The organism is Nonomuraea turkmeniaca (genome assembly GCF_005889735.1).
GTDB lineage: Bacteria > Actinomycetota > Actinomycetes > Streptosporangiales > Streptosporangiaceae > Nonomuraea > Nonomuraea turkmeniaca.
This window is the reverse complement of the sequence record NZ_VCKY01000029.1, coordinates 40,278-64,715: the sequence shown is the minus strand read 5'-3', so window position 1 is coordinate 64,715 and position 24,438 is coordinate 40,278. Positions and strand designations below refer to the sequence as shown.

Below are 24,438 nucleotides of genomic sequence, written 5' to 3'. Positions count from 1 at the left end.
GGAACCCCACTGGCCGCCCGCCCGGCCCCCATCAACTCTTCAGGCGTGAACGCGCACTGGTTCAAGGTCACCGAAGTGCTCCGCATCGGGCCCAGCCCAGACGATCACCCGGCCCGCTACGTTGTCGTCGCCTGCCCGACCTGCCGTCAAGCGACTGGCCTTAACGTCTACCTCGACCTCCGAGCCGAGACGGCAACGATCAGTTGCAATGAGGGCCACACCTGGGCCGAGCCGAAGCTGTACCGCCCCCTGCTCGAAAACGTCCCCAACGTGGCTCCCGATGGCCCACCCATCGTCATCCCGCCTGCCACCATGACCGAGGACGGCATCTGAGAAGAGCACGACCAGACTCCTCACCGCTGCGCACTTCCCCCACCGACCCTCAATACGGCGCCGGTCAAAGCCGATCGCGGCCCTCTGAGCCCCACGCCACGGTACAAACGGCTCATGAGAATGACGATCGCGCTGCAGAACCTCAGCCACGGCGCCTCGGGCGCCTCGGGCGGCCGGTGGCCCCTGCTCGTCGAACGGCTCGCTCCCGTCCAGGCCGACGTGCTGTTGCTGAACGAGGCCGTCGGCTGGAACACCGACAACGCGGCCCCACTCACGCGAGCCGCCGACGACCTAGGGCTGGCCGCGCTCCCGCTGCCCGCCAGCCGATCGGGCTACCACGTGGCGATCCTGTACCGGCATGATCGTCTCGGAGAACCCGTCGATTACTGCACCGATTTCAGCAGCGAACTCACCCACGGCGTCGCGACCGCCGCCTGGCAGGTGGCAGGGCTGGACGCACCGTTCGGCGTCGCGGTCAGCCACCTCAGCCCGTTCAGCCACACTCAAGCCCTGATCGAAGCCGAGATCCTCGGCTTCACCGCCAGCCGCTACGGCCCCTACTCCACGATCGGCCTGGACGCCAACCACCCTCCCCTGTACGGGCCCTCCGCCGACGTGAGCCGTATGAACGCCATCAACATCGCCCGCCGCTTCAAAGACCCGCTCGCCGCACGGCCGGCTGTCCCGAACACCGACGTAGCCCAGTCGCTGGCGAACGACCGGTTTAGCGACGCCTTCGCGCTCCTGCATCACAAGACCAACAACCCGCAATTCCTGCGAGCCACCGGCCGCAGCGACCGCATCGACTGGATCATGGTCAGCGAGGCCCTGATCGCCGCACTGACCGACGGCCAACTCCTCGACACCCCCGAGGGTGCCTCCGACCACCACGGCGTGGCGATCACCCTGGACACCGACCTGCTCTGAACGTTCCCGCTCGCGAACCGCCCCCTGCGCCCTGTGTGTTCCGCGCCGGTCAGGATGGCGGTGCAGCCGGCGGCTGCTGGCCCGCCGGAATGGCCAGCCCGTCACGGACCATCTGCTCCAGCACACGTTGCGCATCCTCGGCGGTCACTCCAGCGATGACCGCCAGCTCATCCGCCGGGTACGGCCCGCCGCCGTGGCGCTCGATCACCGCGCGCATAGCCCCCAAGACCGTGAGATCGTGAGTCGCGGCGGCCAACGGCTCCATCTCGCGCAGCACCTGATCCACCCAGGCCGTATCCTGCCCTGCCGCCTTCAACCGGTCCCGTTCACGCTGCAGGCCAGTGACCAGATCCGCAGCCTGGCCAGCCAACTCGGCGAGAAGCCGCCGACGCTCGGCCTCGTCCACATCTCCAGGCTGCGCCAGCCTCCCAGCCTTGTCCAGCCCCGGGCATGGCGACGATCTGCGTCCGTCCTCAACCGGGATAGTGCAGTCAACAGAGCTCATGACCAGGCGGCTAACCAGGAAGAGGCCGGCAGCTTGGTCCCGAAAGCCAGCCTCTGCGCCGCAGGCCGCTTGAACGTATCGCGGGCGGTCCTAGCTCCTCCACGATCGGTTCAGGGAAGATTCTCCTGGAGGAACTCGTCCCATCCGCCGGTCGCGTTCAGTTCGATCACCTGCGCCACCATGAGCAGGATCGCCGCGTTGGCCAGCAGCGATACCCCGTCAAAGTCCGCGACCACCTTGGCGGCGTGCTGGTTGGTCGGCGAGGAGGCACGTGGCGGCAGATCGACGCTGTCGGGCAGCATCCTCACCTGCTCAAAGCCGTCCCCGGCCTCCATCAGCTCCTTGTCCGCGAACACCCACAGGTTACCGCCGATGGCGAAGGTGTTCCCGATCATCTTGGCAAGGTTCGCCCTGGCCTCGGGGGTGTCGGGCAGGTGCCGTTGCTGGACCGTGGCGAGCCGCTGGGCACAGGTGGTGAGGATGTCGCGCCGCGCGTGCATCTGCAGTTCGTCCCACGCGGCGGGGTCGGCGTCGGCAGCGATCCGCGTGGCGGTCTCGCCCAGCGACAGGTCCAGGCCGCCGTCCCCGTCGGGCGAGGTTTCAGCGAGCTGCGCGGCGATCCTGCGGGCCAGGTAGATGTCGCACGCCTCGGTGAGCTGGGCGAGGAAGTCGGCGACCGCGTTCACCTCGGCGAGGATGTGCGCGGCCTTGCGCGCCTCGGGTGGGAGAACCCCGAGGTCCGCGAAGTCCACCACCGTCACCCCGTCCATCCCGGCCGCGGCCTCCCGGACCAACTTGCTCAGGTCGACGTCGTCGCGCTAAGACACAGCGGGCTCCCAGACAGGCGGTGAAGTGCGGCACCCGCCATCCTGGCAGCCGGGGGTGACAGTCGGAGACGAACACCGTAAATGCCCCGTCGACAAGATCGCCTTACCTGTTCAGAGGCGCCCCTCTCAGTCCTCCAGGCCGTTCCGAACGTCCACATGGCCTCCTGATGAACAGACGCCCCAACAGCCACAAACGTTGACGACGCTGGCTTACCTCGTCTTCCGCCCACGGTCCCGGCTCACAGGACGGGAACCATCGCGGCCGCGCAGGTGAACGGAGCCCGATCACGGACCAGCCGTCCGGTATCGGAATAGCGCTGCAGCAACTCCTCCAGCTCAGCGCCGGCGACGGCGTCATCCTGCGGGCCGGCCACGTCCCGCCCGATCGCCTCCTGCAGCCGGGCCGCGAACTCCTTCGGCCAGGACGTCAAGCCGTGGGCGCGCACGCGCCCGGTCAGGGAATCGGCGAGATAGACGTGGACAGCAAGCCGCTCAGCGGCAGGCAGGCCGGGCGGGTAGAGCTCCGAGTCGTCCTGCCGGACAGCCTGCCACGGCTGCACCCCCCAGCCACCCGTGCCGAACCAGTGGCACAACACCAGCACGTTCGGCAGCTCGATGAACGCGAACCGGGCCCGGCCCAGCCGGCCATGCGCCGCCGCCACCTCCTCTGCCGTCGGCTCTGGCACCGCGATAAGCAGCTCCACGTCCTGCGGCGACAGCCGCCAACTCATCGCCTCGGGCAGTTGCGCGCGCATCGGGTCGTACGTCTTTTTTGCCCGAGCGCAGGGCGAAAGGTCACCGCCATGACGGCCCCCCGTCCTGTCGTCAGGCGCTGACGGGCGCCGGGGGCCAGCCCTCGTCATCGTCGTGGTCGCGTGCCTCGTTCGTATCTCTCGCGGACTGGGCGCGGCGATCGAACTCATCGCGGGCCGTGTCGCTGTCGGGGTTCTTCGCCGCGGCCGACTGGATTCGAGCGGCGGCTTCCTTGTCCATCGGTGTGTGCTTGCTCATGCCGGTGCCGTACCCAACGTCGGCCATGGAGCGTTGCTCAGCACGATCAAAGACTTCGGCAAGAGGCCGACCTGACGCCGGGGAATCCCACGAGGGACCCCATCCCCATCCCTGGGAACGGCTGGCAACCGCGAGGGCCTACCGCAGGCGGATCGCCTCGGCCGCGCGACAGCAGACCGGGTAGACCGGGTTCCCGCCAGCGTCCAGCCCCTCCACCAGACGGTCATCGGTCACCACGATCTCCCACTCGCCCGGAGCGACCATGCCCACCACCATCCCCGCCAGCCACGGCCACGATTTCTCATCCTCATCACCCTCAACGAGCGGGTGGCGGACCTGCACCAGCGTCTCGTCCGGGAACGGGTTCGCCTGCTGTGCCAGCGCGCCCACCAAGGTCTCCACACCCAGCTCCAGATCCGACTTGGCCAGCGTCGCCTCGATCGTGCCCGCAGCCAGCTCATCGGCCAGCGCCAAGATGACCGTGTTGCTCGCCGCGAACGCCTCCACCGCCGCCACGTACTGGTCGACCTTCGCGGCCGTAGCCGCGTTCAGGTCCTGGGCCTGCCAGCGCTCGCCGGTCTCGACCCACAGCCACAGGTCATCGCGCTGCACCCCGAATACCTGCTTGATCCGCTCCACGGTGTGGTCGTCCAGCAGATGCGGAGCGCGCCGCGCCGGCTCCAAGGTCCGCAACTGATCGCGGTTGGCGCCCAGCTGCTCCAGCACAACCGCGGTCATCATGTCCACGTCACTCACCGGCCGCCATACAGGCTCGCCCCTGCCGTCCCTGCCGCCACCATCACCACGCGCCATGCCACAGATCATCCCAGAACCACATCAGCCACCCTCGCCATCTTCACCACACCGAGACCCGGGATGGCCCCATTCTCAGCCCCAACCACTGCTCCTGGACCAGCACCCCCGGTCCACCTACCCAGCCCTCTGTAGTCAGCCTGCGGCGTGCTGATCGTCACAGCTCCGGCGGCCAATGTCCGGCAGCCGATTGCGGCGATCCTCCATGAGGTCATGACCGTCACTCTCGACGAGATCCGCGGTGTCCTAGCTCGCTACCTTGACGCCCATCCCGACCGTGCGCTCGCGCGATCTGCGAGAACGGATCGATGCCTTTCCTCCTCTGATCGCGCTGGACTGGAGAAGCGCGAAGCCCAACGGCACGTCTTGAGCGCTCTGCTGTTGTCCAGCAGCTTCACTCAGGGCCAGCCCGGCTGCTCATGGGCGTGTCGCCTCGCCAGCCAGAAGACCAGCGTCCTGGAGAATCAGCCCGACGGTCTCGGCCAGTGGGCTGCTCTCGTCGATAATCGTCTCCGCTGCGTCCGCCAGAAGGTCCTGCTCGAGATACCACTGCCGCATGTCGTCGGGGCCGAACCGGGTGCGCTGAGGCCGTGTCTCATGTCTGCGGAGCGTCTCTTCCCAGGAAACGTTCAGGTAATAGGCGCGACTTGTGCCTCGGTGATCGCGAAACAGCGCCTGCAGCATCTCCCCGTAGCGGCTCCGGGCGAGGATGCCTTCGAGGACGACGTGGTAGCCGGCGTTCAGGGCATGGCGGCACATCACGTCGAGCAGCCCGATGTTCACCCCGCCAGGCTTGTCGAGCTCGCGCAGGATCTCGCGGCGCACCACGTCCTGACCGATGACGGCCATGCCGCGCTGGCCATACGTTTCCCGCACGGTCCGGGCCACGGTGGACTTGCCGGACCCGGAATTGCCGCGGACGACGATCAAGACCGTATTCGGTGAGCCGGTGAGCACCGTACGACGGTACAGGGTCGACGCCAGTATGGGGCGGTAGACGTCGTGAAGGCAGCCGATCAGCCTATGAAGATCAACAGCCGGACAGGTCGGGAGGAGCGGAGGCTGTCCTGCGACGGTGGCGGTGCTCGGTTGCCAGGCAGCCTCCGGTGGCTTGCCTGTCTAGCTAGCAGGCTGCTGCTCCGCGGCCCGGGCTCGCCGTAGGTCCTCCACTCCGGCGCGATGCTTGCGTGCGGTCGCCGTGAGGTTGGCCAGGTGCCGCTGCGCCTGCTGCGCGACCACATCCACTTCTGATTCCCAGCCCGTAGCGACGAACTTACCAGGGGACCGGAGGTCCGCCAGCTGCTCTTGCGCGCGTTGATTGATGGCCTGCAGTTGGGCGATTAGGGGCGGCAGGAGTGCGACGGTGTCGCTGAAGCCTTCCCGCTCACGCGTCAGACGTGCGGCGATGCGCCCCGCACGATGCCGGTCTCGATGCGCTTTCTGGCGGCAGATCGTGGTGCAGTAGTGAGCTGGACGGCCCGTACGAGTTTGCCGGAGCGGCCCCGCGCACACTGGGCACCACGCACCGTGCTCGCCTTGGCCGTCGTGAGCCGGGATGCCTTTACGAGAGGTGGAAGCGTTCTCGCTGGGAGCGCGTTCGGTCCACAGCATGATGCCCATCACGTGATGAAACTGGATGCGCAGGCCGGGCAGCTCGGGATCGTCCGGGGCGAGGCTGAGAATGAGCTGCTCGAGGTTAGCGATCGCCCCGCTTACTTGGGCGGCATTCACGCCTTGCAGGTCAGTGAGGGCAGAATCAACGGGCATGCCTGTTCATGCTAGACGGCTGACGCCGGTCAGCCGCACCGACGCGCGGGGCAGTTCCGGCAGCAGCGGAGGACGCCGCCCTGGGCGTGCAGATGGTGCGGACCGGCCTCGCGTTGCCGAGCCCGATGCTGGAGGTCATCGACGTCGCTCGCGTCACGCACCTGGGCCGAGCACCGAACGCATCGACGCGAAGCCAGCCGGTCGAGCACGTTTTTGACCGTGCGCACCTGGGCCGGCCGCGCGGACCTCAGAGGCATGCAGGCGCAGCGGCTCGACTCGCTTGGGGGGCCGCCCGGCAGCAGGGCGGCTGGGGCGTGCGCGGCAATCCTGGAGAACAGCGCGGAGACGTGGGCGAGGCAGTTGTTGGCCGCCGCTGGCGCCATGGCGGCCGTGCTGGCGTCTTTGCGCCGCCGGCCAGCCCCGGTCCAGCGAAGAGCTGGGTGGTGTGGGGGCAGATCCGCGTGGGCTTGCTGCGCGATACGCGCGTGCGCGTAAGAAGGTCCCGAAAGGCCCGAAAGAATCTTGGCGGGGCGAGCGTTGGCCCGGAACTCTCGCTCCTTGCGTCCGGCTGCCGCTGTGCTTCCCACCCGTAGCTGAAGGCCCCGACAGCGAAACTGTCAGTGATCGCCGTCACACTCCCCGTTATGGCAGAAGAGTCCCTAGAACTGGGTGAGATCACGATCTCCGACTGGTACGGCCACGCCGACAAGATGGCCGAAGTCCGCTTCCGCACGATCGCCAGACGCCTACCATCGCTCGTGCGCCAGGCGATGGGCGTGGCCTGGCAGGCCAGCCCTCGCGACACCCTGTACGCGATCATCCTCAACGTGCTCGGCGGCGTCTTCACCGCCTTCGGGCTGCTGGCCACCACCGGCGTGCTCACCGCGCTCTTCACCACCGGGCCGACCATCGATCGCGTGGTGGCCGCGCTGCCCAGCCTCGCTCTCGTCGCTGCCGCGGCGGCCCTGCGCGCCACGGTACAGGCGGGGGCCGGATGGGCGCAGTCCCGGCTCAACCCGCAGATCGCCCGCCTGACCGAGGAGAATCTCTACGGCCTCACCAGCCGGGTCACGCTCGTCTCCTTCGATGACCCGGACTTCCACGACGCCCTGGAGCGCGCCACCTCACGCGGTATGTACGTCGCCTCGACCGTGGTCGCCTCCGCGATCGACGTGCTCACCGCCGCCGTCGGCCTGACGGCCGTGGCCGGTGTCCTCGGCGTGCTTCATCCCGCTCTGCTGCCGCTTCTTGTGCTCGCGGTGGTGCCGGACGCGTGGGCCGCCGTCCGCAGTGCCCGCATGCGCTACACCACCGAGTACGCCCTCATTCCGGCTCGCCGCCGCAAGTGGATCATCGGCAAGCTGCTCGCCGAACGCGAGGCCGCCGCCGAGGTCCGCGCGTTCACCATGCGGGGCTTCCTGCTGCGCATGTATGACGCGGTGGCCACGGCCGAGCAGGACGTCAGGCTGGGGCTCGCCCGACGGCAGGCGATCACCCGGCTGATCGGCGAGGCACTGGGCGGGGTCGGTGCCGCGCTGGTCTACATCGCCCTTGGTGTCCTGCTCGCGGTGGCGGCGATCCCGCTGGCCGTCGCCGGCACCGCCGTGCTGGCGATCAAGTCGGCCCAAACGTCGCTGGCGAACCTCATGTACGCGACCAACCAACTCTACGAAGAAGGCTTGTACTTCACCGATTTCACCGGGTTCCTCACCTTCTGCTCCGACGAACGGCGCCTGCCTGGTGCCCGCCCTGCCGCCGCTCTGGCCGGCTTCGGGCGGATCACCGCCGGCAATGTCACCTTCACCTATCCCGGCTCCGACACTCCAGCGCTGTGCGACGTGTCCCTGGAGATTGGGCGTGGCGAGGTCATCGCGTTCGTCGGCGAGAACGGCTCCGGCAAGAGCACCCTGGCCAAGATTCTCGCCGGCCTGTACGCGCCGGACAGCGGCACCGTCCTATGGGATGACGTCGATCTCGCGGACGTGGACCCCGACGCCGCCCGACGCCGCATCGCCGTCATCGCCCAAGACCACACCCGCTGGCCGCTGACGGCCCGCTACAACATCACCATGGGCGCCGACAGGGGAGAGGCCGTCCTGCATGCCGCCGCTGCCGTGGCCGGCGCCGACGACGTCATCGCCGATCTTCCGCACGGGTACCGTACGCTGCTGGATCGCCGGTTCAAGGACGGCCACGAGTTGTCCGGTGGCCAGTGGCAGCGCATCGCCGTGGCTCGCGGTGTGCATCGCGAGGCCGACCTGCTCATCTGCGACGAACCGACCGCGGCGCTGGATGCCCGCGCCGAGCACGCCGCCTTCGAGGGCATCCGTCATCATGCCGGTGACCGTACCGTGCTGCTGATCACGCATCGGCTGGCGAGCGTCCGCTACGCCGACCGGATCTACGTTCTCGAACACGGCAAGATCATCGAGCAGGGCAGCCATTCGGCCCTGATGGCTCTGGACGGCCTGTACGCCGATCTGTACACCCTTCAGGCTGCTGCCTACCGGTAAGGAGCCGTCACCGCGGTCACCTCTCCAGCCCCTGATGGTGCGCCCTGGGAGCCGTGCCAAGTGCTCGGCTCCCAGGCTCGCGCGAGGCAGGTCGGCCGCGCGCGTTGGACGGCCACAACCGAGTGCCGCCATCTGGTGAGCTCCCGTACGTGAACGCGGTCATGCGGGTACGGTCGTCGCGTGGATGCGCGCGCTGAGCGGATCGCCTTGTTCCTGACCGTACGGAATGTGCCGTATGCCACCGACGGCGCCCACGACGCGGAGGCGTTGATGTCGGTTGGCCGCGGCGACTGCCTGGCGAAATCGGCCTATCTGATCAGCGGCTTTCGCGCGCTCGGCTATCAGGCCCGGCGGGTCCGGTGGCTGTACCACCTGCCCGACCAGCCGGCGGAGGTGTGGTCGCTGATCTCCCGCGAAGACGTGCACACCGCGGCCGAAGTGCTCATCGAGTGCCGGTGGAGACTGGTCGATGCCACGCACGATCCGGGCCTGGCCTCAGCTGGCCTGGTGGTGGCGGAATGGGACGGCCGCACCGATACGGTGCCCGCGTATGAGCCGAAGGGTCCGTTGTGGAGACCCGGCGACGGGCCTGAACCGCGACCGAACGCTGATGTCGACGAACTCGACGATGCAGGCGGCGATGGTTACCAGAAGGCGTTCAACCGCTGGCTGCGAGCCGTTCGGGCCCAAACCGAGCGTGCCTGGCCTGGTAGCCGCTGATGTACAACGCCGGACCGTCCCTGGAAGTCGACGCGGACTTCGCCCGTCACACCTACCTCGTCATCGACTTCGAAGGGCTGACCCCGAAAGGGCGATCCCCGGTACCGGTAGAGGTGGCCGCATGCGCCGTGCGGGTGGCTTCCTCTGGCCTGGTTGAGTTGTGGCGGTTCGACTCGCTGATGGCGCCGCCCGAGGACGTCCCCGTCACGAGCCGCTTCTCCGCCCAGACGGGCATCACCACGGCGATGCTCGCCAATGCGGCGGCGCCCGAACAAGTCATGGCCGCCCTGGATGCCCGGCTGACGGCTCCGCCGTACCGGCTGGTCGCCCATCACGCTCCGACCGAGGCGGGGCTCATCGCCGGCCAGCGGCGGCACTGTCCCGCCTTGGCCGCTGTCCCGCTCCTGGACACGGTGCGGCTGGCCCGGGTGGTGTATCCGGAGCTGTCCTCTCATCGGCTGGATCATCTGGTGCGGCATCTGCGGCTGACTCCGCCTGTTCGCCGCCATCGGGCCATGTCGGACGTGCTGGTCACGGTCCAAGTGTTCCAGCGGCTGCTTGCTGAGGGGGCACTCGCCGGCCACTGGAAGGCACTACATGATCTTGACCGCTCCGGCGGGCTGGCTGCCAGGGGAGTCGCCGCGCCCGGGGAAGCGCAGACCAGGCTGTTCTGAGCCCTCTCTATCGCTGGCGGCCGGCCACCTGCTCCAGCCAGCGGCGGGTACGGCGCCGTCCGCGCAGGAGGATGATCTCGGCATGGCCGGCGTGCTGTTCGATCTTGGCGAGCACTTCGGGACGCATCTTGCGCCGGTAGGTGGCCGCGTACCGGAGAACACCCCAATGGATGCGGTTGTAGATGCCGCTGGTCTGGTCCTGCCCGCTGCCGTGCTTGACCTGGCGGGACACCAGGCCCCACAGCGCTGCCCACGTGGGCACGTCCATGAGGATCACCGTGTCACAGGCCTTCAACCGAATCGACAGGGTGGCGTTGTAGTTGCCATCCAGAATCCAGCGGTCGCCTGATACCAGTTCTTCCTGAAGCGCCTCGAACGCCGGCTGCGGCTGCGGGTTCCACTCCTCGTCGTAGTAGAGGGCGTCGAGGTGGGTCACCGGCGCGTGGAGCACCTTGCCCAGTTCGCGGGCGAGGTGAGACTTGCCGCTGCCGACGCATCCGATGACGGCGATTCGCTTCATGGGCATGGCCCTTCACGATAGTGACCGCCCGGGGTCACGCAACTACGTGAAAGGTCCGCGGCGGCTCGCGCGTCCGGCGGGCGCCGCCGCTCGCGTTCAGATGGGCCTTGATCTCTGCGGCGCCGCGTTGTAGCCGGTCCCGGCGCCGATCTCCAAAACGCGCAGGCCCGGCCGCAGGTCGAGGGCCTCCAGCATGCGAGCCACCACGCGCGGCATCGAGGCCGAGGAGGGCGTCCGGCCGCGTCGCTGGCCAGTGCGTCATGAGCGCGACATCGGAGTAGATCTGGTCGAGCAGGTCGTCGCCGAGGCGGGTGTAGGCGTCGCCGCCGGTGTAGAAGCCGGTGATGAACAGATGGCGGGGCACGGTGGCGAAGGCGTGGTGGACTGGGCCGGTGCGGATGGCGCCGAGCTCGCGGCTGCGCCAGCGCGCCACGGTGAACCAGTGACGACCCGCATGGACGACTTCCACCGTGCCGCTCGACAACGTCCTGAACACGGCCCAGCAGCCTGCTTAGGAACCCTGGCAACACAGCCGCGCACGACGCGCGGCGGCCTCTGTCGCAGCTTGCCCGATCAACCCTGACGGGCATCCCACTCCGGAGCCAAGATCGAGTGAACGACGGAATCCCTCCACCCCGCGGAAAGCTTCAGATGCCCCCTGATCATGCCTTCCTCCACCATGCCCACCTTGGTCATCACCGCGGCCGACGCCTCGTTCACGGGGCTCCGTGCCCCCCAGATGCGGTAGACGCCGAGATGCTCGAACCCGAGTCGCAGCAGCAGCCGTACCCCCTCAGTGCCGAGCCCTTGCCGCCATCGGTCGGCGCGCAACGCGAAGCCGAGCTGTGCGCTGTTCTGCAGCGGGTGACCGACGTCGATCGCTAGCCTGGCGTACGCCACCAGCTCGTCGTCCGGCAACACCGCGGCGAGGGAGTATTCGGTCCGGGGCTCAGCGCGGACCGCAGTGGTCACGCCGGTGATGGTGGTCTCGACTTGCTCGCGCGAGCGCGGCTCGAAACTCATGTGCTCGGTCACCTTCGGGTCGCCGTAGATGGCCAGCAACGGCTCCACGTCGGCCGAGGTGAACTCCCGCAGGGCGAGCCGGGAAGAGGACAGCATCACCGGGTACATGGCCCCGACCCTACTGGCCGGGCGGCAACGCAGCCTGGACGAGCAGCCCGGCGAACTCCTCGACCGCGGAGCTGGATGCCCGCGCCGAGCACGCCACGTTCGAGGGCATCCGGCACCACGCCGACGACCGCACCGTGCTGCTGATCACGCACCGGCTGGCGAGCGTCCGTTACGCCGACCGCATTTACGTCCTCGACCACAGCAAGTTCACGGAACAGGGCAGTCACGCTGCGCTGATGGCGCTGGGCGGCCTGTACGCCGATTTGTACACCCTCCAGGCCGCCGCCTACCGGTAGAAGTCGTCATCGCCGTCGTTCCCCCTCCCAGCCGTTGACGGTGCAATCTGGGATCCATATCAGGGTGCGATCTCCGTTGCGCCGGGGAACATGCGCAGGATGCCGACGCCGTTGTTGCGGTCCTGCGAAGCGTCTACGACCCAGGTGTCCTGCGTGAGCAGGTAAGGAGTCTTGCTGTCCCTGCGGCGCTTGTCGTATAGGCGCTCGGCCGCCGCTCGGGCTGCCGCGTGGTCGGCGTAGGCCGTGATGTAGAAATGCGCGCCGAGGAGTTCGCACTGGGCCGCGTCGAGCACGCCGTCTCCGTCCGGTTCGGATCGGTCGCACCGGAATCCGGCCGCGACGAGCTGACGTGCTAAGTCATAGGCGGCGGTCGATTGTTGTGCGGCTGCGTCAGCCTGGGCCGGCGGTGGGGTGGCCGACGAGCTGCATCCTGCAACGGTCCAGGCGAGCGCGGCCACGAGAGCAGTCAGAGCGATGGATCGCATGCGTGGCAGGGTACATCGCGCGCAATTGAGACGACTTAACCAAGTTGTGATGTCATAAATTCGACAAGCGTTTTGCCTATATGAATGCTGACCACTAGGTTTGGGCTTAGAAAGTCCGAGATGCACATGGTTAAGCGGAGAACACCAATGGCTAAGCAGATTCGAGAGATCCTGATCGACGACATTGACGGCGGCGAGGCCGACGAGACTGTGTCCTTCGCGATCGACGGAGCCACTTACGAGATCGACCTGGCCAGCGACAAGGCGAAGAAGCTGCGGGAAGTTCTTACCCCATTCGTGAAGCACGCCCGTCGTTCCTCTGGTGTGCAGATTCGCCGTCGCCGCACCGGCACGACCGCCGTGAGCAGGCAGCGGTCCAGGGAAATCCGGGATTGGGCCAAGGAGCACAACATCCCCGTTAGCGAGCGCGGCAGGATCGCTGCCACTGTTGTGGAACAGTTCGAGGCAGCCAGCAAGTAATGCAGCAACAACGAGCCCCGCTCCCCGGAGGGAGCGGGGCTTTCATATTTCAAGCGACCGCTTTCGGCGACGCCTGCCCGACAGCACACGCCCTGGCCGATCACGACCACGTCATTGGCTGCGATGCGTCAATTGCCGATCCAGAACCTTGCTCCAAGCAGGCCAGGACTAACGCCGCGGGGTATACCAGGGGGCCAACCTCAGCAGGAGGTCAAGGGTTCGGGCGGCGGCCCGCCGGACACCGTCGCGGGAAGCGAAGGCCGATCCCAGCGCGACAGCGGCGAACACCGCGAACAACAGCGCCACCCCGGCGCCGGCCAGCAGTAAGGCAAGCCGGCTTGAGGGTAGGCAGGCGATCGCCGCCGGCGGCAGCGCCCACCAGGTCCATTGCCTGTTCCTTCGGGGATCTTCCCCCGGCCTCTTCCCGCGTCCGCCACTCATCCCAGCCGCTTCCCCTTCTTCGGACCTGTCTCGTATCGCCAGCCCACGCTGGGAGCTGTCGAGAGTCAGTTAGCCAGAGACGAATTTTGTGATTCGCGGCAACCTCGCGGGGCTGTGAAGGCCAGGATGGGCCCATGCCCAGACGCGGGCCCAGCAGGGCCGACCGCGAGGTGACCGCCGCCCTGGCTGAGCGAGATCTGCGATGCTCGCCCGCCCAGCTGGAGCGATGGCGGCACGTCGGCCTGCTGCCCACCAATACACGGCGCGGCGCTGGTCGAGGATCCGCCTCGACGCTGGAACCCGAGACGGTCGAGATAGCCGCCGCGCTGGCCCGGCACGCCCGCCAGGGCCGCGACCTCCGACTGGCCGTGCTGGACTGGTTCGCCGAGGCTGGCTTGCCACAGCCCGGCCGTCCCCCGGTGCCTGAGCCTCCACCGGCCGCTGTGCACGCCGCGCTGGAGTGGATGAGCGCTACGTGTCCGATTCGGCGGCTGATCGGGCAGGCGCGGCAGGCACGTACTGAGCCGGACATCGACGCCTTCTACCGCATGGCCAGCAACGCCTTCGACAACGAGCCCATCGCTCCGATCGCCTTCGACGTCGCGGATATGCGTGCTGCGATTCTGGCTCGACGGGAGTTGGAGGAGGACGCGCCGTCGAGGTCGTCCGGCCGGCAAGCGGTGGTTCAGCTGATCGCCGCTGCGGGGCTGGGGATAGAGGAGATCGGCGTCGACGCCTTCATCGAGGCGCTGGCCACCTTGTACCCTGCCCTTCCCCTGAAGGATCTGCAGGGCGTGCTGAGCGACGAGGCCTTCTCCGGAGAGATGGACGCGCTGTTGAAGCAGTTCGCGAGGTTCGACGGGCCTCCAGCGATCCAATCGGCCGGCATCGACGAGCTGAGGCAGGCGCGCACGGTGCTGTACCAGCTGAGCGGCGTCGCCGCGTTCTACCGGGGGTACGCGCTGCTGATGCCGGACACGGCTGGGCTCGCCGCGCTGCGCGCACGCGTCGACGAGCTCGGCGCCGGGCACCTGCTGATGATGGTGAGCGGCTGGAGCATGACGAGGAGAACGCGAGACTTCGCCGCCGGCCTGGACGGCTGCATGCAGCCGTGGGCCGTCCGGCTGAGCGATGAGTTGATGAAGCAGATGAGGGACGGACCGCCGCTGCTCGGCGGGCCGGACGACGCGCACACCGCCGAGACCTTCATGGAAGATTGGGTCGCCATGTTCAAGACCCGAATCCCCGCCGAGTGACCTGGCGGCACCACATGGCGGCCCTGCCAGAGGGCGTCGTGCCGGAGTAGACCGGCTGGAGCTGAGGTCGTCGGCGGTGGTCCTGACGAGGATGGGGCGCACCGTGGCTTTCGACACCATTCACCACACGCGGCTCTAGGCTCGACGCCATGACCTTCACAGAGGGGGCCGAGGAGTTCGACCCGCGTGACTGGGAACGTGTGGACGCGATGGTGGCTCTTGGCGTCGCAGCCGATCAGGACGTGGCGCAGCTCGGCGAGGCTCTGTCTGTCGCCGTCCGCGATGTCGCCTCCGTTACGCCCAATGACGGCCGCCTGGCGAGCGACGGCTATTGCCCGCCGTGGCCGCTACGCGCCGCGCTCCTACGCCAGCCGATGCAGCCGACCGTCGAGGCTGAGGTCGTGGTCCTCAGCGCGCACATGGGTCAGGGCCTGCCGCCCCGCCTGCTGACCTACTACATGGGGCTGCTGATGCAAGCCGGACGCCCGTCGGCACTGACAACCGATCGCGCACTTGTGCGAGCCCGCAACGCGATGGCCGCTGTCTCTGGCGCGCAGGGCCTGTCTGTTCTGCCTGTCCCGCCCCGTCCCGAGATGGCCGCCCTGTTCGCCGAGGACAGCCACTTCGTCTACTGAGCCCGCCTTCGGCCACAGTCGCTGCTATGCCTTCCTGGGGCGAGCGAGCCAACCGCTGCCGTACGGCAACGGCGTCCAGGTGTGTTTCGGGCGCGGCCTGCACACCATCTACGGGCCGGGCCGCCAGCGCTTCAGTTCCTCATCTTCGACCGCATCGAGAGCGGGGTTGCGATACTGAGCAAGCCGCTACATACGGTCACGACAGGGTGGGCTCTGATGGGAGGCGTCATGTGGTGGCGGAGGCACAGTGAGCGACTTGCTGCAGAAGTCACCGCTGAGGAATCTCGGTGGCGGCCGGTCGTCGCGGCGGTTCCGAGGCATCTGCTTGTACCCCGATGGTGGAGCACTCCGGAGGGCGAGCCGTGGGGAGTTTGGCAGGTGCGCGACGGCGTGGCGGACCCGGACGAATGGGCGCGGGCCGCTTACCGGAACGTGTCCTTGGTGACCGAGGTGGAGCGCACGCACGCTGACCTCGCCGACGATGGCACGGTGCTGACCGGTTTGCCCACGTCGTCCTCCGCGATGCCCAGCCTCGTTTTGCGACTCCTGCGTCACGCCCAGATCCATCAGGGGGCCCGCGTCCTGATCGTGGGCACGGGGTCGGGTTATCCGGTCGGCCTTGTCGCCTCCCGGTTCGGCGCCGAGTCGGTCACCTCGCTCGACGTCAGTTCGTATCTGACCGACGCTGCACTGGGCCGCCTGGATGCGATGGGGCTGCGGCCGACGCTACTCACCGGGGATGGGACGGGGCCGCTGCCGGGCTCCTACGATCGGATCGTGTCCATGACGGGCGTCCGTCCGATTCCCCCGTCGTGGCTGGCGGCGCTGCGGCCTGGTGGCCGGCTGGTGACCACGATCGCCGCAACGCCGCTCATTCTCTCCGCGGTCAAGAACGCCGGCGGGGGAGCGGATGGCCACATCGGATGGGACCGTGGCATGTTCACCGCGGCCGAGGTGCCCCGCGATACCCGGCACGAGCCCACGCCGAGTGTCGCCCGGGATACCGGTGAGGAGAGACTGGGCCGCTATCCGGTGGCGCGCATCCGACCGTTCAGCGATGTCGCCGCCATGCTGGAACTCGCTGCGCCAGGCATCCGGCACCGGTACGAAGAGGGTGACGACGGGCGGTGCACCGCGCACCTGTCACATGCCGATGGTTCGTGGGCTCGCGCCACCGCCTTTGGCGATGATCTGCCGGTGGTCGTTCAGGGCGGTCCGCGACGCCTGTGGGACCTCCTTGACGAGGTACGGCACGACTGGCTCATCCGGGGAAGCACGCCGGCTTACGGGGCTCAGGCTGTGATCAACGCCAGCGGGGCCATCCAGTTGTCGCGCGGCCCTTGGCAGTGCTGCGTCCGTTAGCCTCAGGCCCGATCGCGAGCCGCTCTGTGATCGTGCGGCTGACCAGCCTGTTCGCTGACTGCTCAGATCGTTAAGGCGCCGTCCGCCGCTCTGCTTCCTCGTGCAGAGCCTCGATGAGAAGGAACTCCAGCCACAGGTCCTTCTCAAGGTCGTTCAGAACTTCCACAAGAACCTCCTTGTTGTACAGACGCCCCAAGAGCCTCAATCGTTGACATAAGTCCGAGGCGCGGTATTCGACCCCTGATCAACAAACGCCCCCGTCGGCGGCGCCAACCGCCTCTACGTCCTCGACGGCAAGATGATCACGGAGGGGAGTCGAATGAGCTAGGCGGCTGTGGCGAGTTGTCGCCATCACCTAGTGAACTTCCGTGCGGGAACGACGTCGTGCGGGTACGGTCGTCGCGTGGATGCGCGCGCCGAGCGGATCGCCTTGTTCCTTGCCGTACGGAATGTGCCGTATGCCACCGACGGCGCCCACGACGCCGAAGCGCTGATGGGCGTGGGCCGCGGCGATTGCCTGGCGAAAGCGGCTTACCTAATCGGCGGCTTTCGCGCGCTTGGCTACCAGGCCCGGCGGGTCCGGTGGCTGTATTATCTGCCCGACCAGCCGGCAGAGGTGTGGACGCTGGTCTCCCGCGAAGACGTGCACACCGCATCCGAAGTGCTCATCGAGGGCAAGTGGAGACTGGTCGATGCCACGCATGATCCGGCTCTGGCCGCGGCGGGCCTGGTTGTAGCGGAGTGGGACGGCCTCACCGACACGGTCCCGGCCTATGAGCCGCAGGGCCCGTTGTGGAGGCCTGGCGACGGTCCTGAGCCGCGGCCGAACGCTGACGTCGACGAAGCCGACGATGCTGGTGGCGGCGCTTACCAGGAGGCGTTCAACCGCTGGCTGCGAGCCGTTCGTGCCGAAGACGCTCGTGCCTGTCCTGGTGCCCGCTGATGCTTAATGCCGGACCTTCTCTGAACGTCGACGCGGATTTCACCCGTCACACCTTGTCATCGACTTCGAAGGGCTGACTCCGAAAGGTCGGCCTCCGGTGCCGATCGAGGGGCCGTATGCGCCCTCCGTGTGGCTTCTTCCGAATTCGTTGAGCTGTGGCGGTTCGACTCCGATGCGGCCCCCGTCGCCGCCTACGCAGTAGGTGAAAGAAAGCCCAGCGACGATGTCGTGACTGATCGCCACCGTCAGACGAGTCCGGAGCCCACTTCCTCGTCCGTCTTGATCAATGTCCCGTGCGGGCCTCGCTCGTAGCGGCGGGCCTGGTTCTTGGCCATCTTGGCTTCGACGGCCGAGGCGAGGTCGATGCCGTTCATCTCCGCGATGCTGGTCAGGAAGATCAGCACGTCGGCGAGTTCCTCGCCAAGGGTCTCGGGGTGCTTGCGGGCCGCCTCGAACGCCTCCGATAGCTCCCCGTGGGCGAGGGCGAACTCCAGCGGCAGATCAGTGGTGTTGAACCCCTTGGCCAGCTTGTTCTCCCACGCCCGCTTCTGGATGTCTCGGAGGTGCATCCGATTCTCCTGGTGCCGTGGAGCCGCTTGGGCTCCGTGAGGTTGGCGGACGGCTGTGAGCCTAGCGGCCATCGCTCCAGCGGGTAGGGGAAACACCTCCTCTCATAAGACGTGTCAGGCGGCCTCCGCGTTGTCCACGGTAAGAACCGTCGCGTACTGGGCCAGGTCCGCGAAGACTGCGACGTAGCGGGCCATGAGCCTGCGAATCTCATCATGAGCGGGTGCGGTTCCATCACGGGCGAGAAGGCGGCCCTGGATCTGTTTGGGCGTGGCGGTGAGATGGATGAGGACACCTCGGCGGGCGGCCACCAGGCCGAGCAGTTCGACGGTCTGTGGCGCGGTCAATCTGCAGCGGTCGTGTAGGAGGGGGCCGTAGACCAATTCGCTGATGAAGCTGCGGTCCAGGACGAGGCGGCCGGGCAGGGTCAGGATGGCGCGGTGACGCTGGAAGAGGTCCGCACCGTCAGGGGTGCGGTCAGCGTGGACGCGCTGGTAGCCGTAGTGGGTGGCGAGCGCCGTGGCGTGGGTGGTCTTGCCTACGCCGTCGCAGCCCTCCAGGATGATCACCTCGTAACGCTGGGCCCACAGGGTGAGGTCGGCAGCCATCACGCCTCCAGGTACTTGACGAGTTCGGGGAGGTCGCTAAAGGTGCCGGTCAGGCCGTACTGGATCATGAGGTTGCGGTAGTTGGGTTCGCGGCCGTGGGCGAAGGTCCACCAGCAGCCGGGGTCGGGGGCGTAGACGGGACGGCCGGTCGCCGCGCAGGCACCGATGATCAGGGCCGCGCCGGGAGGTGTCTCGGGGCCGCGGATGTCCGCGACGGCCAGGTTGGACCGAGCCAGCGCTGTCCAGTCGTCGCCGGCCGCTTGGACGGGGTCGGTGGCGTTGAATCGTCCGGCTCGGTGGGTGGTGTAGCCGTGGGTGTGCAGGGTGTCGGAGACTTCGGCGGTCCAGGTATCGCCGCCGTACGGGGAGGGCTCCAGGTACGCCCGCCGCTGGCCGTTCATGTCGGCGGGCGGCAGGGAGGAAGTGGATGGGAGCGAGCCCGCTAGGGGCTCGGTGATCTCTGCGGCGGCCCGGTCAATGGCGTGCAGGTTCTGGTCGAGGAAGCGCGCGAAGCGGTTCTTGTCGTTGCCCGGCGGGCCGAGCTGGGGTACGGAGATGACGCGGCTGACGACGTGCTGGAGCAGCGGGTCGGGGAACGGCGAGCGCACTGCGGAGTCGGGGGCGGGGCCGTAGACCTGGAAGTCGGTGGTGACGGCCAGGACGGGGACGCCTCGGGCGGCGGCGTAGCCGATCTCCATGCAGACCCCGTCGTCGAGGCTGGGGCCGTGCAGGAGAGCGATCATCGCGTCGATTCGGGTCAGGCGTTCGCGGTCCAGCTCGAACAGGCGCTGGCCCTTGCGGGGGTGGGTGAGGTTTTCCTCGTCGGTGTCGCAGAAGGGGAGGAAGACGGCGTCCTGCCCGAAGCGGCGGGCGAGGTGGTGGGCGATGTGCGCGCCCAGGGCGCGGTCATGGGCGGCGAACAGGCGGTGGGCCACGTAGTAGAGCGCCAAGGCTGGGGGCCTTCCCTGCGGGTTATGGGGGGTTGTAGGGCACGCCCGGAGTACCCGTGTGGCGGCTGGCTGCGGTGACGGCTGCCGCCAGGGCGTCTCGCTCGGGGGTGCCGTGAAGGACTTCGGCGAGGAAGGTGCCGGCCAGGGTGTCGCCGGCGCCGGTCACTTCCACGACGGGGTGGCGTTTGGGTAACTCGGCGCCGACCGGCTGGCCGTGGCGGAGCAGGATGACCGCGCCGGGCCCGTCGGAGACCACCACGGTGGGCAGGTCGTTGACGGCGACGCGGTCGTCCAGGAGCTGGTACTCGGCGGCGTTGACGAACACTGCCTCGGCGTGCGGGAGCGCCGCCTTGGCCGCGGTGATCTGCTCGGCGGCGGAGGGGAGGTGGAAGTCCAGGCTGAAGCGCTGCCCCGTCATCATGAGGCGGTCCAGGACCTGGCCGATGTCCAAGGGGCGGCGGCAGCAGACATGCCAGTGGTCGCAGTCGGCGCGGGCCAGCAGGGTCAGGGCGTGCGCTGTCAGAGTGGTAGCGGTCCCATATTCGGCGGTCAATGCGATGATCTGGCCGTCGCTGCCGTAGGTGATGTCGAATCGGCACGACGGGCCGGGCATCATGGCCACACCCGACAGGTCGAGCGTTGCCGGCCAGGCATGAGCGTGCAGGCCGGCGAGGTCGCTCCCGGCGACTGCGACTGGACGGGCGGTCGCTCCCGCTCGGGCGGCGGCCGACGCGACGTATAACGCGGCTCCGCCGATCAGGACGTGACTGCGGCCATCGGGGTAGCGGGTGGTGTCGATGGAGATGTTGCCGATCACGCCGAGGCAGGGCACGGGGCTACCTCCGTCGTCGCCGGGGCGCGTGGACGCAGTCGAGGACGGCCGGGCAGACGGGCCTCAGGGCGCACACCCTCGGGCTGACCGGCCGGTTGAGGAACAGGCGCTTGAAGTAGATCAGGACCAGGTGCAGCCACCATGCCGGCGTCGCCTCCTCGGGAACGGTGACGCGGTGCCCGCGAGCCGTGATGAGGTCCCGATAACGGGAGGAATCGGCTGCGGCGCACGCTTCCAGAAGCAGGCGCATCCGTTCGTGGGCGTAGGTGCCGCTGCCCACGTTCACGCCGAGCAGGGGAGCGAGTTTGCTCACCATGCCGGAGTCCACGGGGATGATGCCGCAGTGGTAGCCGCGGGCGTAGAGGGCGGCGCACTGGGCGACCTTGTAGGAGGCGCCGTTCACCTCGGCCGCGAACGCCTCGACGAAGGCGTCGGCCGGCATGGTGAGCGGGCGCCGGCCGAGCACTTCGGAGGCGGCCAGGAAGGTTTCCAGGGAGCGCAGGTAGCGGACGCGTGCGTCCACCAGGCCGAGCGGCCGGACGAGTTCGGCGACCTCCTGGTCGTGCATGCCGGTGAGGTCGTGCCAGCCGTAGGCGTCGGCCTTCTTCACGACCTCGGCGTAGACGTCCACCATCGCATAAGACACGCGGGTGCTCCACCCGGCCACCAGCATCCGGATCCGCCAGTCGTCCACATGGGGCGGCCACCACTGGTTGTGGTCGTGGTTGGCCTCGACCGCCAGCCGCACCGCGTCCTGGGCGCTGACGACCGAGACCAGGCCGTACAGGCGGGGGGCGAGTTCGGCGGCCTCGTCGTTGAGGTTCACGGGTGCTCCTGGGCGTGGAGGGCGATGGCGGCGTTGGAGGAGATCACCATCCGTCCCAGCCGGCGCCGCAGGACCTTGATGGCGGCTCGGGTGGGCCAGCCGGTACACGACAAGACGATGGCGTCCGCCTGCCGCATCGCTTCCTTACCCAGCTGGTCCGACAGCGCCACCTGCTGCGTGAGGGTGACGTCCGCGTAGCCGTCGGCGAGGCCGAGGCTCGCCGAGCCGGTGACGGCGATGCCTCGCTCGGCGAACCGGACGGCCTCGGCCTTGGTGACCTCGTCCGGGTACGGCGTGACCAAAGCGACCTTCCGGGCGCCGTACCCGCGAAGCTGCGCGACGATCGCCTCGAACGCGCTCACCACGAGCACCGGCGATGCGGCCGTGACGTCGGCGAAGTGGCCTGGGCGGGTGAAGGTCGCCGATGTGCAGGCCAGGTACACCCGGTGCAGCGGGAGCCGGGAGAGCTGGTGGAGCGCCTGCGGTACCGCCTCGATCAGCCCGGATAGGAAGTCGTCATCGAGGGCCGTGCCGCCGCAGGCGGGGACCAGCCGGGCGTAGTGCCATACCGTCAGGCCACGGCTCCACTGCGGCAGTTCGGCCTCCACCACGGTGTTGGCCCACGGCACCAGCACGCCGACGTGCGGCGAGGGGCGGTGGTGGTCAGGCGCCTGCTGGAGAGCCATTTCGTTCTCCGTAGACGTAGCGGGGGGCGTGGCCGGTGATCGTCATGTCGGCGCTGTCGTAGAGCGGGCGGGCGGTGTCGCGTTCCACAACCTGGATGGGGTAGGAGCCGAGCCGCCGGTGCCAGGTGCCGCGGTTGGTGACGAAGAAGGAGTGCAGGTCGGTGATCTTTCGTCCGGTGGGGTAGACGCGCTGCTTCATCGGCTGGTCGAAGATGTGGTCGATGTCCGCCTTCCAGCTTGTGAAGTGCTCGGCCGAGGGCAGCGGCTCCTGTGCCTGGATCGCGGCGAGCGGCGTGCCGGGGTAGGCGCGGACCTGCCGGACGTTGATGCGGTGGCACAGCAGCCCGGCGTCGAGGATGCGGGCCAGCCCGGCGAGGTTCTCGTAGTGGGTGCGGTGGGTCTCGCCGGGCAGGCCGTAGATCAGGTTCAGGCCGGGCAGCAGGACGCTCAGCCCGCCGGGGCCGACGTGGGCGCCTGCCTGGTTCACGTGCTCGACCGCGCGGAAGAGGATGTCCGGGGTGCAGGTGAGGGTGTTGCGCTTGATGACCTCCACGTCGAAGGACTCGATGCCCATCGGCGCGCAGTTGCCCTCGGTGCAGTACGACGCGACCAGCCGGGCGATTTTCGCCCCTGACGGCGAGGCCACCGCGAGCGGGTCGGCGTTGTCGATGTGCAGCGTCACCAGGTCGGGGGCGGCCGCCTCCCGGATGCCGGCGAGCAGCTTCTCGATCGCCCCGGCGTCGCGGTTCATGTAGGAGAAGAAGCAGGTCTGCTGCCCGAGTCTGAAGTGCCGGACTCCGGCGGCGTGCAGGATGGCGACTTCCGCCAGAACGTCCTCGACCGGCCGGAAGTCCACCGTGGGGGCTTTGACCGGCTCGTTGCAGAAGTCGCAGAACCGGCGGCGGGTGCAGCCCCGATACAGCTCGATCTCGGCGACCGGCGTCCACCGCAACTGGTCGATCAGGTCGCGGTAATCAACCCGGTCGGCGGCCAGCCGCTCGTACGGCGCGGCTTGCCGGGTCCCCGAGGTGAGGTCGGCTGAGGTGAGCGTGTGGGTGTGGACGGCGTCGAACAGTCCGCCGTAGCCCGCGGGGTCGGCCAGCGCGTAGGAGGCCAGCGGGCCGAGCAGGACGCGACGGCCGCGGGTACAGGCGAGGGCCCGTGCGATCTCCTCGACCGAGCCGTTCTGGGCCTGAAGGTGCACCGACGGGACGGCGTCCCCGGCGATCACCACGGTGAGGGCGGCGTCGCCGAGTAAGCGCAGGGCGTCCTCGCGGTTGGTGGTGGCCGAGTAGGTGAGCCGGTCGGACAACGGGGGCTGCTCGTAGGGCCGGCCGCCGTTGAGGCACCAGCGGACGTCGTCGATGGTCAGGTAGGCGACCCGGGCACGCGGTTGCGCGGTGCGTAGCGCGCCGTACGCGGCTCGGGCGTAGGTGGACAGGTACGGCGGAACCCCCAGTCCGGAGGGCTCGACGGTGTAGCAGTCCAAGATCAGCAGCGTGGTGCGCGATGTCGTGCTCATGTGCACTCCGATCGTCAGCGTGCCCGCGCGGGGCGTGGGCTCGCCTGCTCTTGGTCCTCGCTCACAGGTAGGTCTTCCCCGCTCTGGCGTGTTTGGCTCGTCCGGATGCGCCGCAGAAACTCCTCCTCTGGCTACTCCCGTTGGCCACGCCCGTGGGGTCGCGCGCCGACTCTTAGCTGCGGCTTTGCCCTCCTTCGTGCCAGGCTGGGCTGCCAGACGCTGGGAGGGGCTGTGACCGTGCCGAGGGAGCGCTCGATGCCTTGGTTCGCAGGCACCCACTGGCCCGGATAAGGGTGGCACTCGGAGCCTGGTGCACTTCAGTGGATTCGCGACGGGTCAGGCGTGATGGGTGGGTTCCTGTCGCTGGTCCGAGGAAGTGAACCCCTTTTGAACACTGTTGCGGCGGTGCTGACCGGGCTTAGGTAGGAGGTCATGAACCGCCGCTCGCCGAGGAACGGAGCGCCGTCGACGGCGCGTGAAACGCTGGCGGCCGTGAGAGGCGACACCGCGAGGCAGGAGATATTGCCACTCATTTCTCCGGATTACTCCTGCTCGATCTCCTCCCGCGGTCAGCGTGTGGTGCGCTGGGATGGGCCAGAAGCTGTACCAGATGGCCACGCCGCCGGCCACCGCCCGTGGAGCGGCAGCACCGTTCGGCAAGCGGACGCTGGGCTCCACCCGTCCAGGCGTGGGGCGGCGTGGGCGTAAGCGGGGGGCGGCCACCTTCTGAGTTGTCCCAACGCGTGCCTGACGGGAACCCGGCGGAGCAGGTCGGCGCCACCGATCTGACCTGGTAGGCCCAGCTCAC

Annotated in this window: 30 protein-coding genes; 12 read left to right on the top strand and 18 right to left on the bottom strand. The window is 68.3% G+C overall.

Features of this window, described 5'->3' with window-relative positions:
• Together ETD86_RS11625 and ETD86_RS11620 are read left to right on the top strand one after the other, a co-directional pair.
• A partial coding sequence (locus ETD86_RS11625) for a hypothetical protein (RefSeq protein ID WP_211369981.1) occupies positions 1-333 on the top strand: 333 nt, incomplete at its 5' end.
• A 114-nt stretch (positions 334-447) separates the two neighbouring features.
• A complete protein-coding gene (locus tag ETD86_RS11620; protein ID WP_138666143.1) occupies positions 448-1,260 on the top strand; it encodes an endonuclease/exonuclease/phosphatase family protein in 813 nt (270 codons plus the stop codon).
• Between the two features lie 49 nt (positions 1,261-1,309).
• Here ETD86_RS11620 and ETD86_RS56860 read toward each other — a convergent pair whose 3' ends face one another.
• From ETD86_RS56860 to ETD86_RS11585, 7 genes are all read right to left on the bottom strand, one after another.
• The gene (locus ETD86_RS56860; protein ID WP_211369980.1) at positions 1,310-1,666 is read right to left on the bottom strand and encodes a hypothetical protein; all 357 of its coding nucleotides are present in this window, start codon (positions 1,664-1,666) and stop codon (positions 1,310-1,312) included.
• Between the two features lie 209 nt (positions 1,667-1,875).
• A complete protein-coding gene (locus tag ETD86_RS11610; RefSeq protein ID WP_138666142.1) occupies positions 1,876-2,559 on the bottom strand; it encodes a hypothetical protein in 684 nt (227 codons plus the stop codon).
• A gap of 272 nt (positions 2,560-2,831) precedes the next feature.
• Positions 2,832-3,347, bottom strand: coding sequence for a hypothetical protein (locus tag ETD86_RS11605; RefSeq protein WP_138666141.1), 516 nt, complete (start codon positions 3,345-3,347; stop codon positions 2,832-2,834).
• A 70-nt stretch (positions 3,348-3,417) separates the two neighbouring features.
• Positions 3,418-3,603, bottom strand: coding sequence for a hypothetical protein (locus ETD86_RS11600; protein WP_170223009.1), 186 nt, complete (start codon positions 3,601-3,603; stop codon positions 3,418-3,420).
• Between the two features lie 138 nt (positions 3,604-3,741).
• The gene (locus ETD86_RS11595) at positions 3,742-4,416 is read right to left on the bottom strand and encodes a hypothetical protein (protein ID WP_138666139.1); all 675 of its coding nucleotides are present in this window, start codon (positions 4,414-4,416) and stop codon (positions 3,742-3,744) included.
• 417 nt (positions 4,417-4,833) lie between these two features.
• Positions 4,834-5,373, bottom strand: a complete 540-nt coding sequence (locus ETD86_RS11590; RefSeq protein ID WP_246147855.1) for an AAA family ATPase — start codon at positions 5,371-5,373, stop codon at positions 4,834-4,836.
• 162 nt (positions 5,374-5,535) lie between these two features.
• A complete protein-coding gene (locus ETD86_RS11585) occupies positions 5,536-6,183 on the bottom strand; it encodes a hypothetical protein (RefSeq protein ID WP_138666138.1) in 648 nt (215 codons plus the stop codon).
• A gap of 644 nt (positions 6,184-6,827) precedes the next feature.
• Between ETD86_RS11585 and ETD86_RS11580 the strand changes: the two genes are divergently transcribed.
• The 3 genes from ETD86_RS11580 (at position 6,828) to ETD86_RS11570 (ending at position 10,090) form a co-directional block, all read left to right on the top strand.
• A complete protein-coding gene (locus tag ETD86_RS11580; protein ID WP_138666137.1) occupies positions 6,828-8,696 on the top strand; it encodes an ABC transporter ATP-binding protein in 1,869 nt (622 codons plus the stop codon).
• 180 nt (positions 8,697-8,876) lie between these two features.
• A complete protein-coding gene (locus tag ETD86_RS11575; RefSeq protein ID WP_138666136.1) occupies positions 8,877-9,416 on the top strand; it encodes a transglutaminase-like domain-containing protein in 540 nt (179 codons plus the stop codon).
• On the top strand, positions 9,416-10,090 hold the full coding sequence (locus ETD86_RS11570) for a 3'-5' exonuclease (protein ID WP_138666135.1): 675 nt from the start codon (positions 9,416-9,418) through the stop codon (positions 10,088-10,090). Before ETD86_RS11575 ends, ETD86_RS11570 begins: the two co-directional genes overlap by 1 nt.
• A 7-nt stretch (positions 10,091-10,097) precedes the next feature.
• Here ETD86_RS11570 and ETD86_RS11565 read toward each other — a convergent pair whose 3' ends face one another.
• The 3 genes from ETD86_RS11565 to ETD86_RS11555 form a co-directional block, all read right to left on the bottom strand.
• Positions 10,098-10,616 carry a P-loop NTPase family protein gene (locus ETD86_RS11565; protein WP_211369979.1) on the bottom strand — a complete coding sequence of 173 codons (519 nt, stop codon included), beginning with the start codon at positions 10,614-10,616 and terminating at the stop codon, positions 10,098-10,100.
• Between the two features lie 28 nt (positions 10,617-10,644).
• Positions 10,645-11,106 carry a hypothetical protein gene (locus ETD86_RS60025; protein ID WP_425465624.1) on the bottom strand — a complete coding sequence of 154 codons (462 nt, stop codon included), beginning with the start codon at positions 11,104-11,106 and terminating at the stop codon, positions 10,645-10,647.
• Positions 11,107-11,183: 77 nt separating this feature from the next.
• Positions 11,184-11,741: a GNAT family N-acetyltransferase gene (locus ETD86_RS11555; protein WP_138666133.1), complete on the bottom strand. Its 558-nt coding sequence runs from the start codon at positions 11,739-11,741 to the stop codon at positions 11,184-11,186.
• A 134-nt stretch (positions 11,742-11,875) separates the two neighbouring features.
• Here ETD86_RS11555 and ETD86_RS11550 point away from each other — a divergent pair, with 134 nt between their 5' ends.
• Entirely contained in the window at positions 11,876-12,037 is a 162-nt protein-coding gene (locus ETD86_RS11550; RefSeq protein WP_246147854.1) for a hypothetical protein, read from the top strand.
• 59 nt (positions 12,038-12,096) lie between these two features.
• Here ETD86_RS11550 and ETD86_RS11545 read toward each other — a convergent pair whose 3' ends face one another.
• The gene (locus ETD86_RS11545; RefSeq protein ID WP_138666132.1) at positions 12,097-12,522 is read right to left on the bottom strand and encodes a hypothetical protein; all 426 of its coding nucleotides are present in this window, start codon (positions 12,520-12,522) and stop codon (positions 12,097-12,099) included.
• A 147-nt stretch (positions 12,523-12,669) separates the two neighbouring features.
• Here ETD86_RS11545 and ETD86_RS11540 point away from each other — a divergent pair, with 147 nt between their 5' ends.
• From ETD86_RS11540 to ETD86_RS11520, 5 genes are all read left to right on the top strand, one after another.
• Complete coding sequence (locus ETD86_RS11540; RefSeq protein WP_138666131.1) at positions 12,670-13,002, top strand: histone-like nucleoid-structuring protein Lsr2; 333 nt, start codon at positions 12,670-12,672, stop codon at positions 13,000-13,002.
• Between the two features lie 575 nt (positions 13,003-13,577).
• The gene (locus ETD86_RS11535; protein WP_138666130.1) at positions 13,578-14,699 is read left to right on the top strand and encodes a hypothetical protein; all 1,122 of its coding nucleotides are present in this window, start codon (positions 13,578-13,580) and stop codon (positions 14,697-14,699) included.
• Between the two features lie 149 nt (positions 14,700-14,848).
• Entirely contained in the window at positions 14,849-15,334 is a 486-nt protein-coding gene (locus ETD86_RS11530) for a hypothetical protein (RefSeq protein WP_138666129.1), read from the top strand.
• A gap of 378 nt (positions 15,335-15,712) precedes the next feature.
• Positions 15,713-16,696: a methyltransferase domain-containing protein gene (locus ETD86_RS11525; protein WP_246147853.1), complete on the top strand. Its 984-nt coding sequence runs from the start codon at positions 15,713-15,715 to the stop codon at positions 16,694-16,696.
• 403 nt (positions 16,697-17,099) lie between these two features.
• Complete coding sequence (locus tag ETD86_RS11520; RefSeq protein WP_170223021.1) at positions 17,100-17,639, top strand: transglutaminase-like domain-containing protein; 540 nt, start codon at positions 17,100-17,102, stop codon at positions 17,637-17,639.
• Positions 17,640-17,884: 245 nt separating this feature from the next.
• Here ETD86_RS11520 and ETD86_RS11515 read toward each other — a convergent pair whose 3' ends face one another.
• The 7 genes from ETD86_RS11515 to ETD86_RS11485 all read right to left on the bottom strand — a co-directional run bounded on the left by ETD86_RS11515 (position 17,885) and on the right by ETD86_RS11485 (position 23,630).
• Positions 17,885-18,208 (bottom strand): MazG nucleotide pyrophosphohydrolase domain-containing protein, encoded by a 324-nt coding sequence (locus ETD86_RS11515; protein WP_138666127.1) that lies wholly within the window; start codon positions 18,206-18,208, stop codon positions 17,885-17,887.
• Positions 18,209-18,322: 114 nt separating this feature from the next.
• Positions 18,323-18,814 (bottom strand): P-loop NTPase family protein, encoded by a 492-nt coding sequence (locus tag ETD86_RS11510; RefSeq protein WP_138666126.1) that lies wholly within the window; start codon positions 18,812-18,814, stop codon positions 18,323-18,325.
• A complete protein-coding gene (locus ETD86_RS11505) occupies positions 18,814-19,764 on the bottom strand; it encodes a nucleoside 2-deoxyribosyltransferase (protein WP_138666125.1) in 951 nt (316 codons plus the stop codon). Before ETD86_RS11505 ends, ETD86_RS11510 begins: the two co-directional genes overlap by 1 nt.
• Before the next feature lie 22 nt (positions 19,765-19,786).
• Positions 19,787-20,596 (bottom strand): carbohydrate kinase family protein, encoded by an 810-nt coding sequence (locus ETD86_RS11500; RefSeq protein ID WP_138666124.1) that lies wholly within the window; start codon positions 20,594-20,596, stop codon positions 19,787-19,789.
• A 4-nt stretch (positions 20,597-20,600) separates the two neighbouring features.
• A complete protein-coding gene (locus tag ETD86_RS11495) occupies positions 20,601-21,422 on the bottom strand; it encodes a hypothetical protein (protein WP_138666123.1) in 822 nt (273 codons plus the stop codon).
• On the bottom strand, positions 21,419-22,108 hold the full coding sequence (locus ETD86_RS11490; RefSeq protein WP_138666122.1) for an aspartate racemase/maleate isomerase family protein: 690 nt from the start codon (positions 22,106-22,108) through the stop codon (positions 21,419-21,421). Before ETD86_RS11490 ends, ETD86_RS11495 begins: the two co-directional genes overlap by 4 nt.
• Entirely contained in the window at positions 22,086-23,630 is a 1,545-nt protein-coding gene (locus ETD86_RS11485) for a radical SAM protein (RefSeq protein WP_138666121.1), read from the bottom strand. The genes ETD86_RS11490 and ETD86_RS11485 overlap by 23 nt, the downstream gene beginning before the upstream one ends.
• Positions 23,631-24,219: 589 nt before the next feature.
• Here ETD86_RS11485 and ETD86_RS55010 point away from each other — a divergent pair.
• The gene (locus tag ETD86_RS55010; RefSeq protein ID WP_170223020.1) at positions 24,220-24,360 is read left to right on the top strand and encodes a hypothetical protein; all 141 of its coding nucleotides are present in this window, start codon (positions 24,220-24,222) and stop codon (positions 24,358-24,360) included.
• Positions 24,361-24,438: the final 78 nt, after the last annotated feature.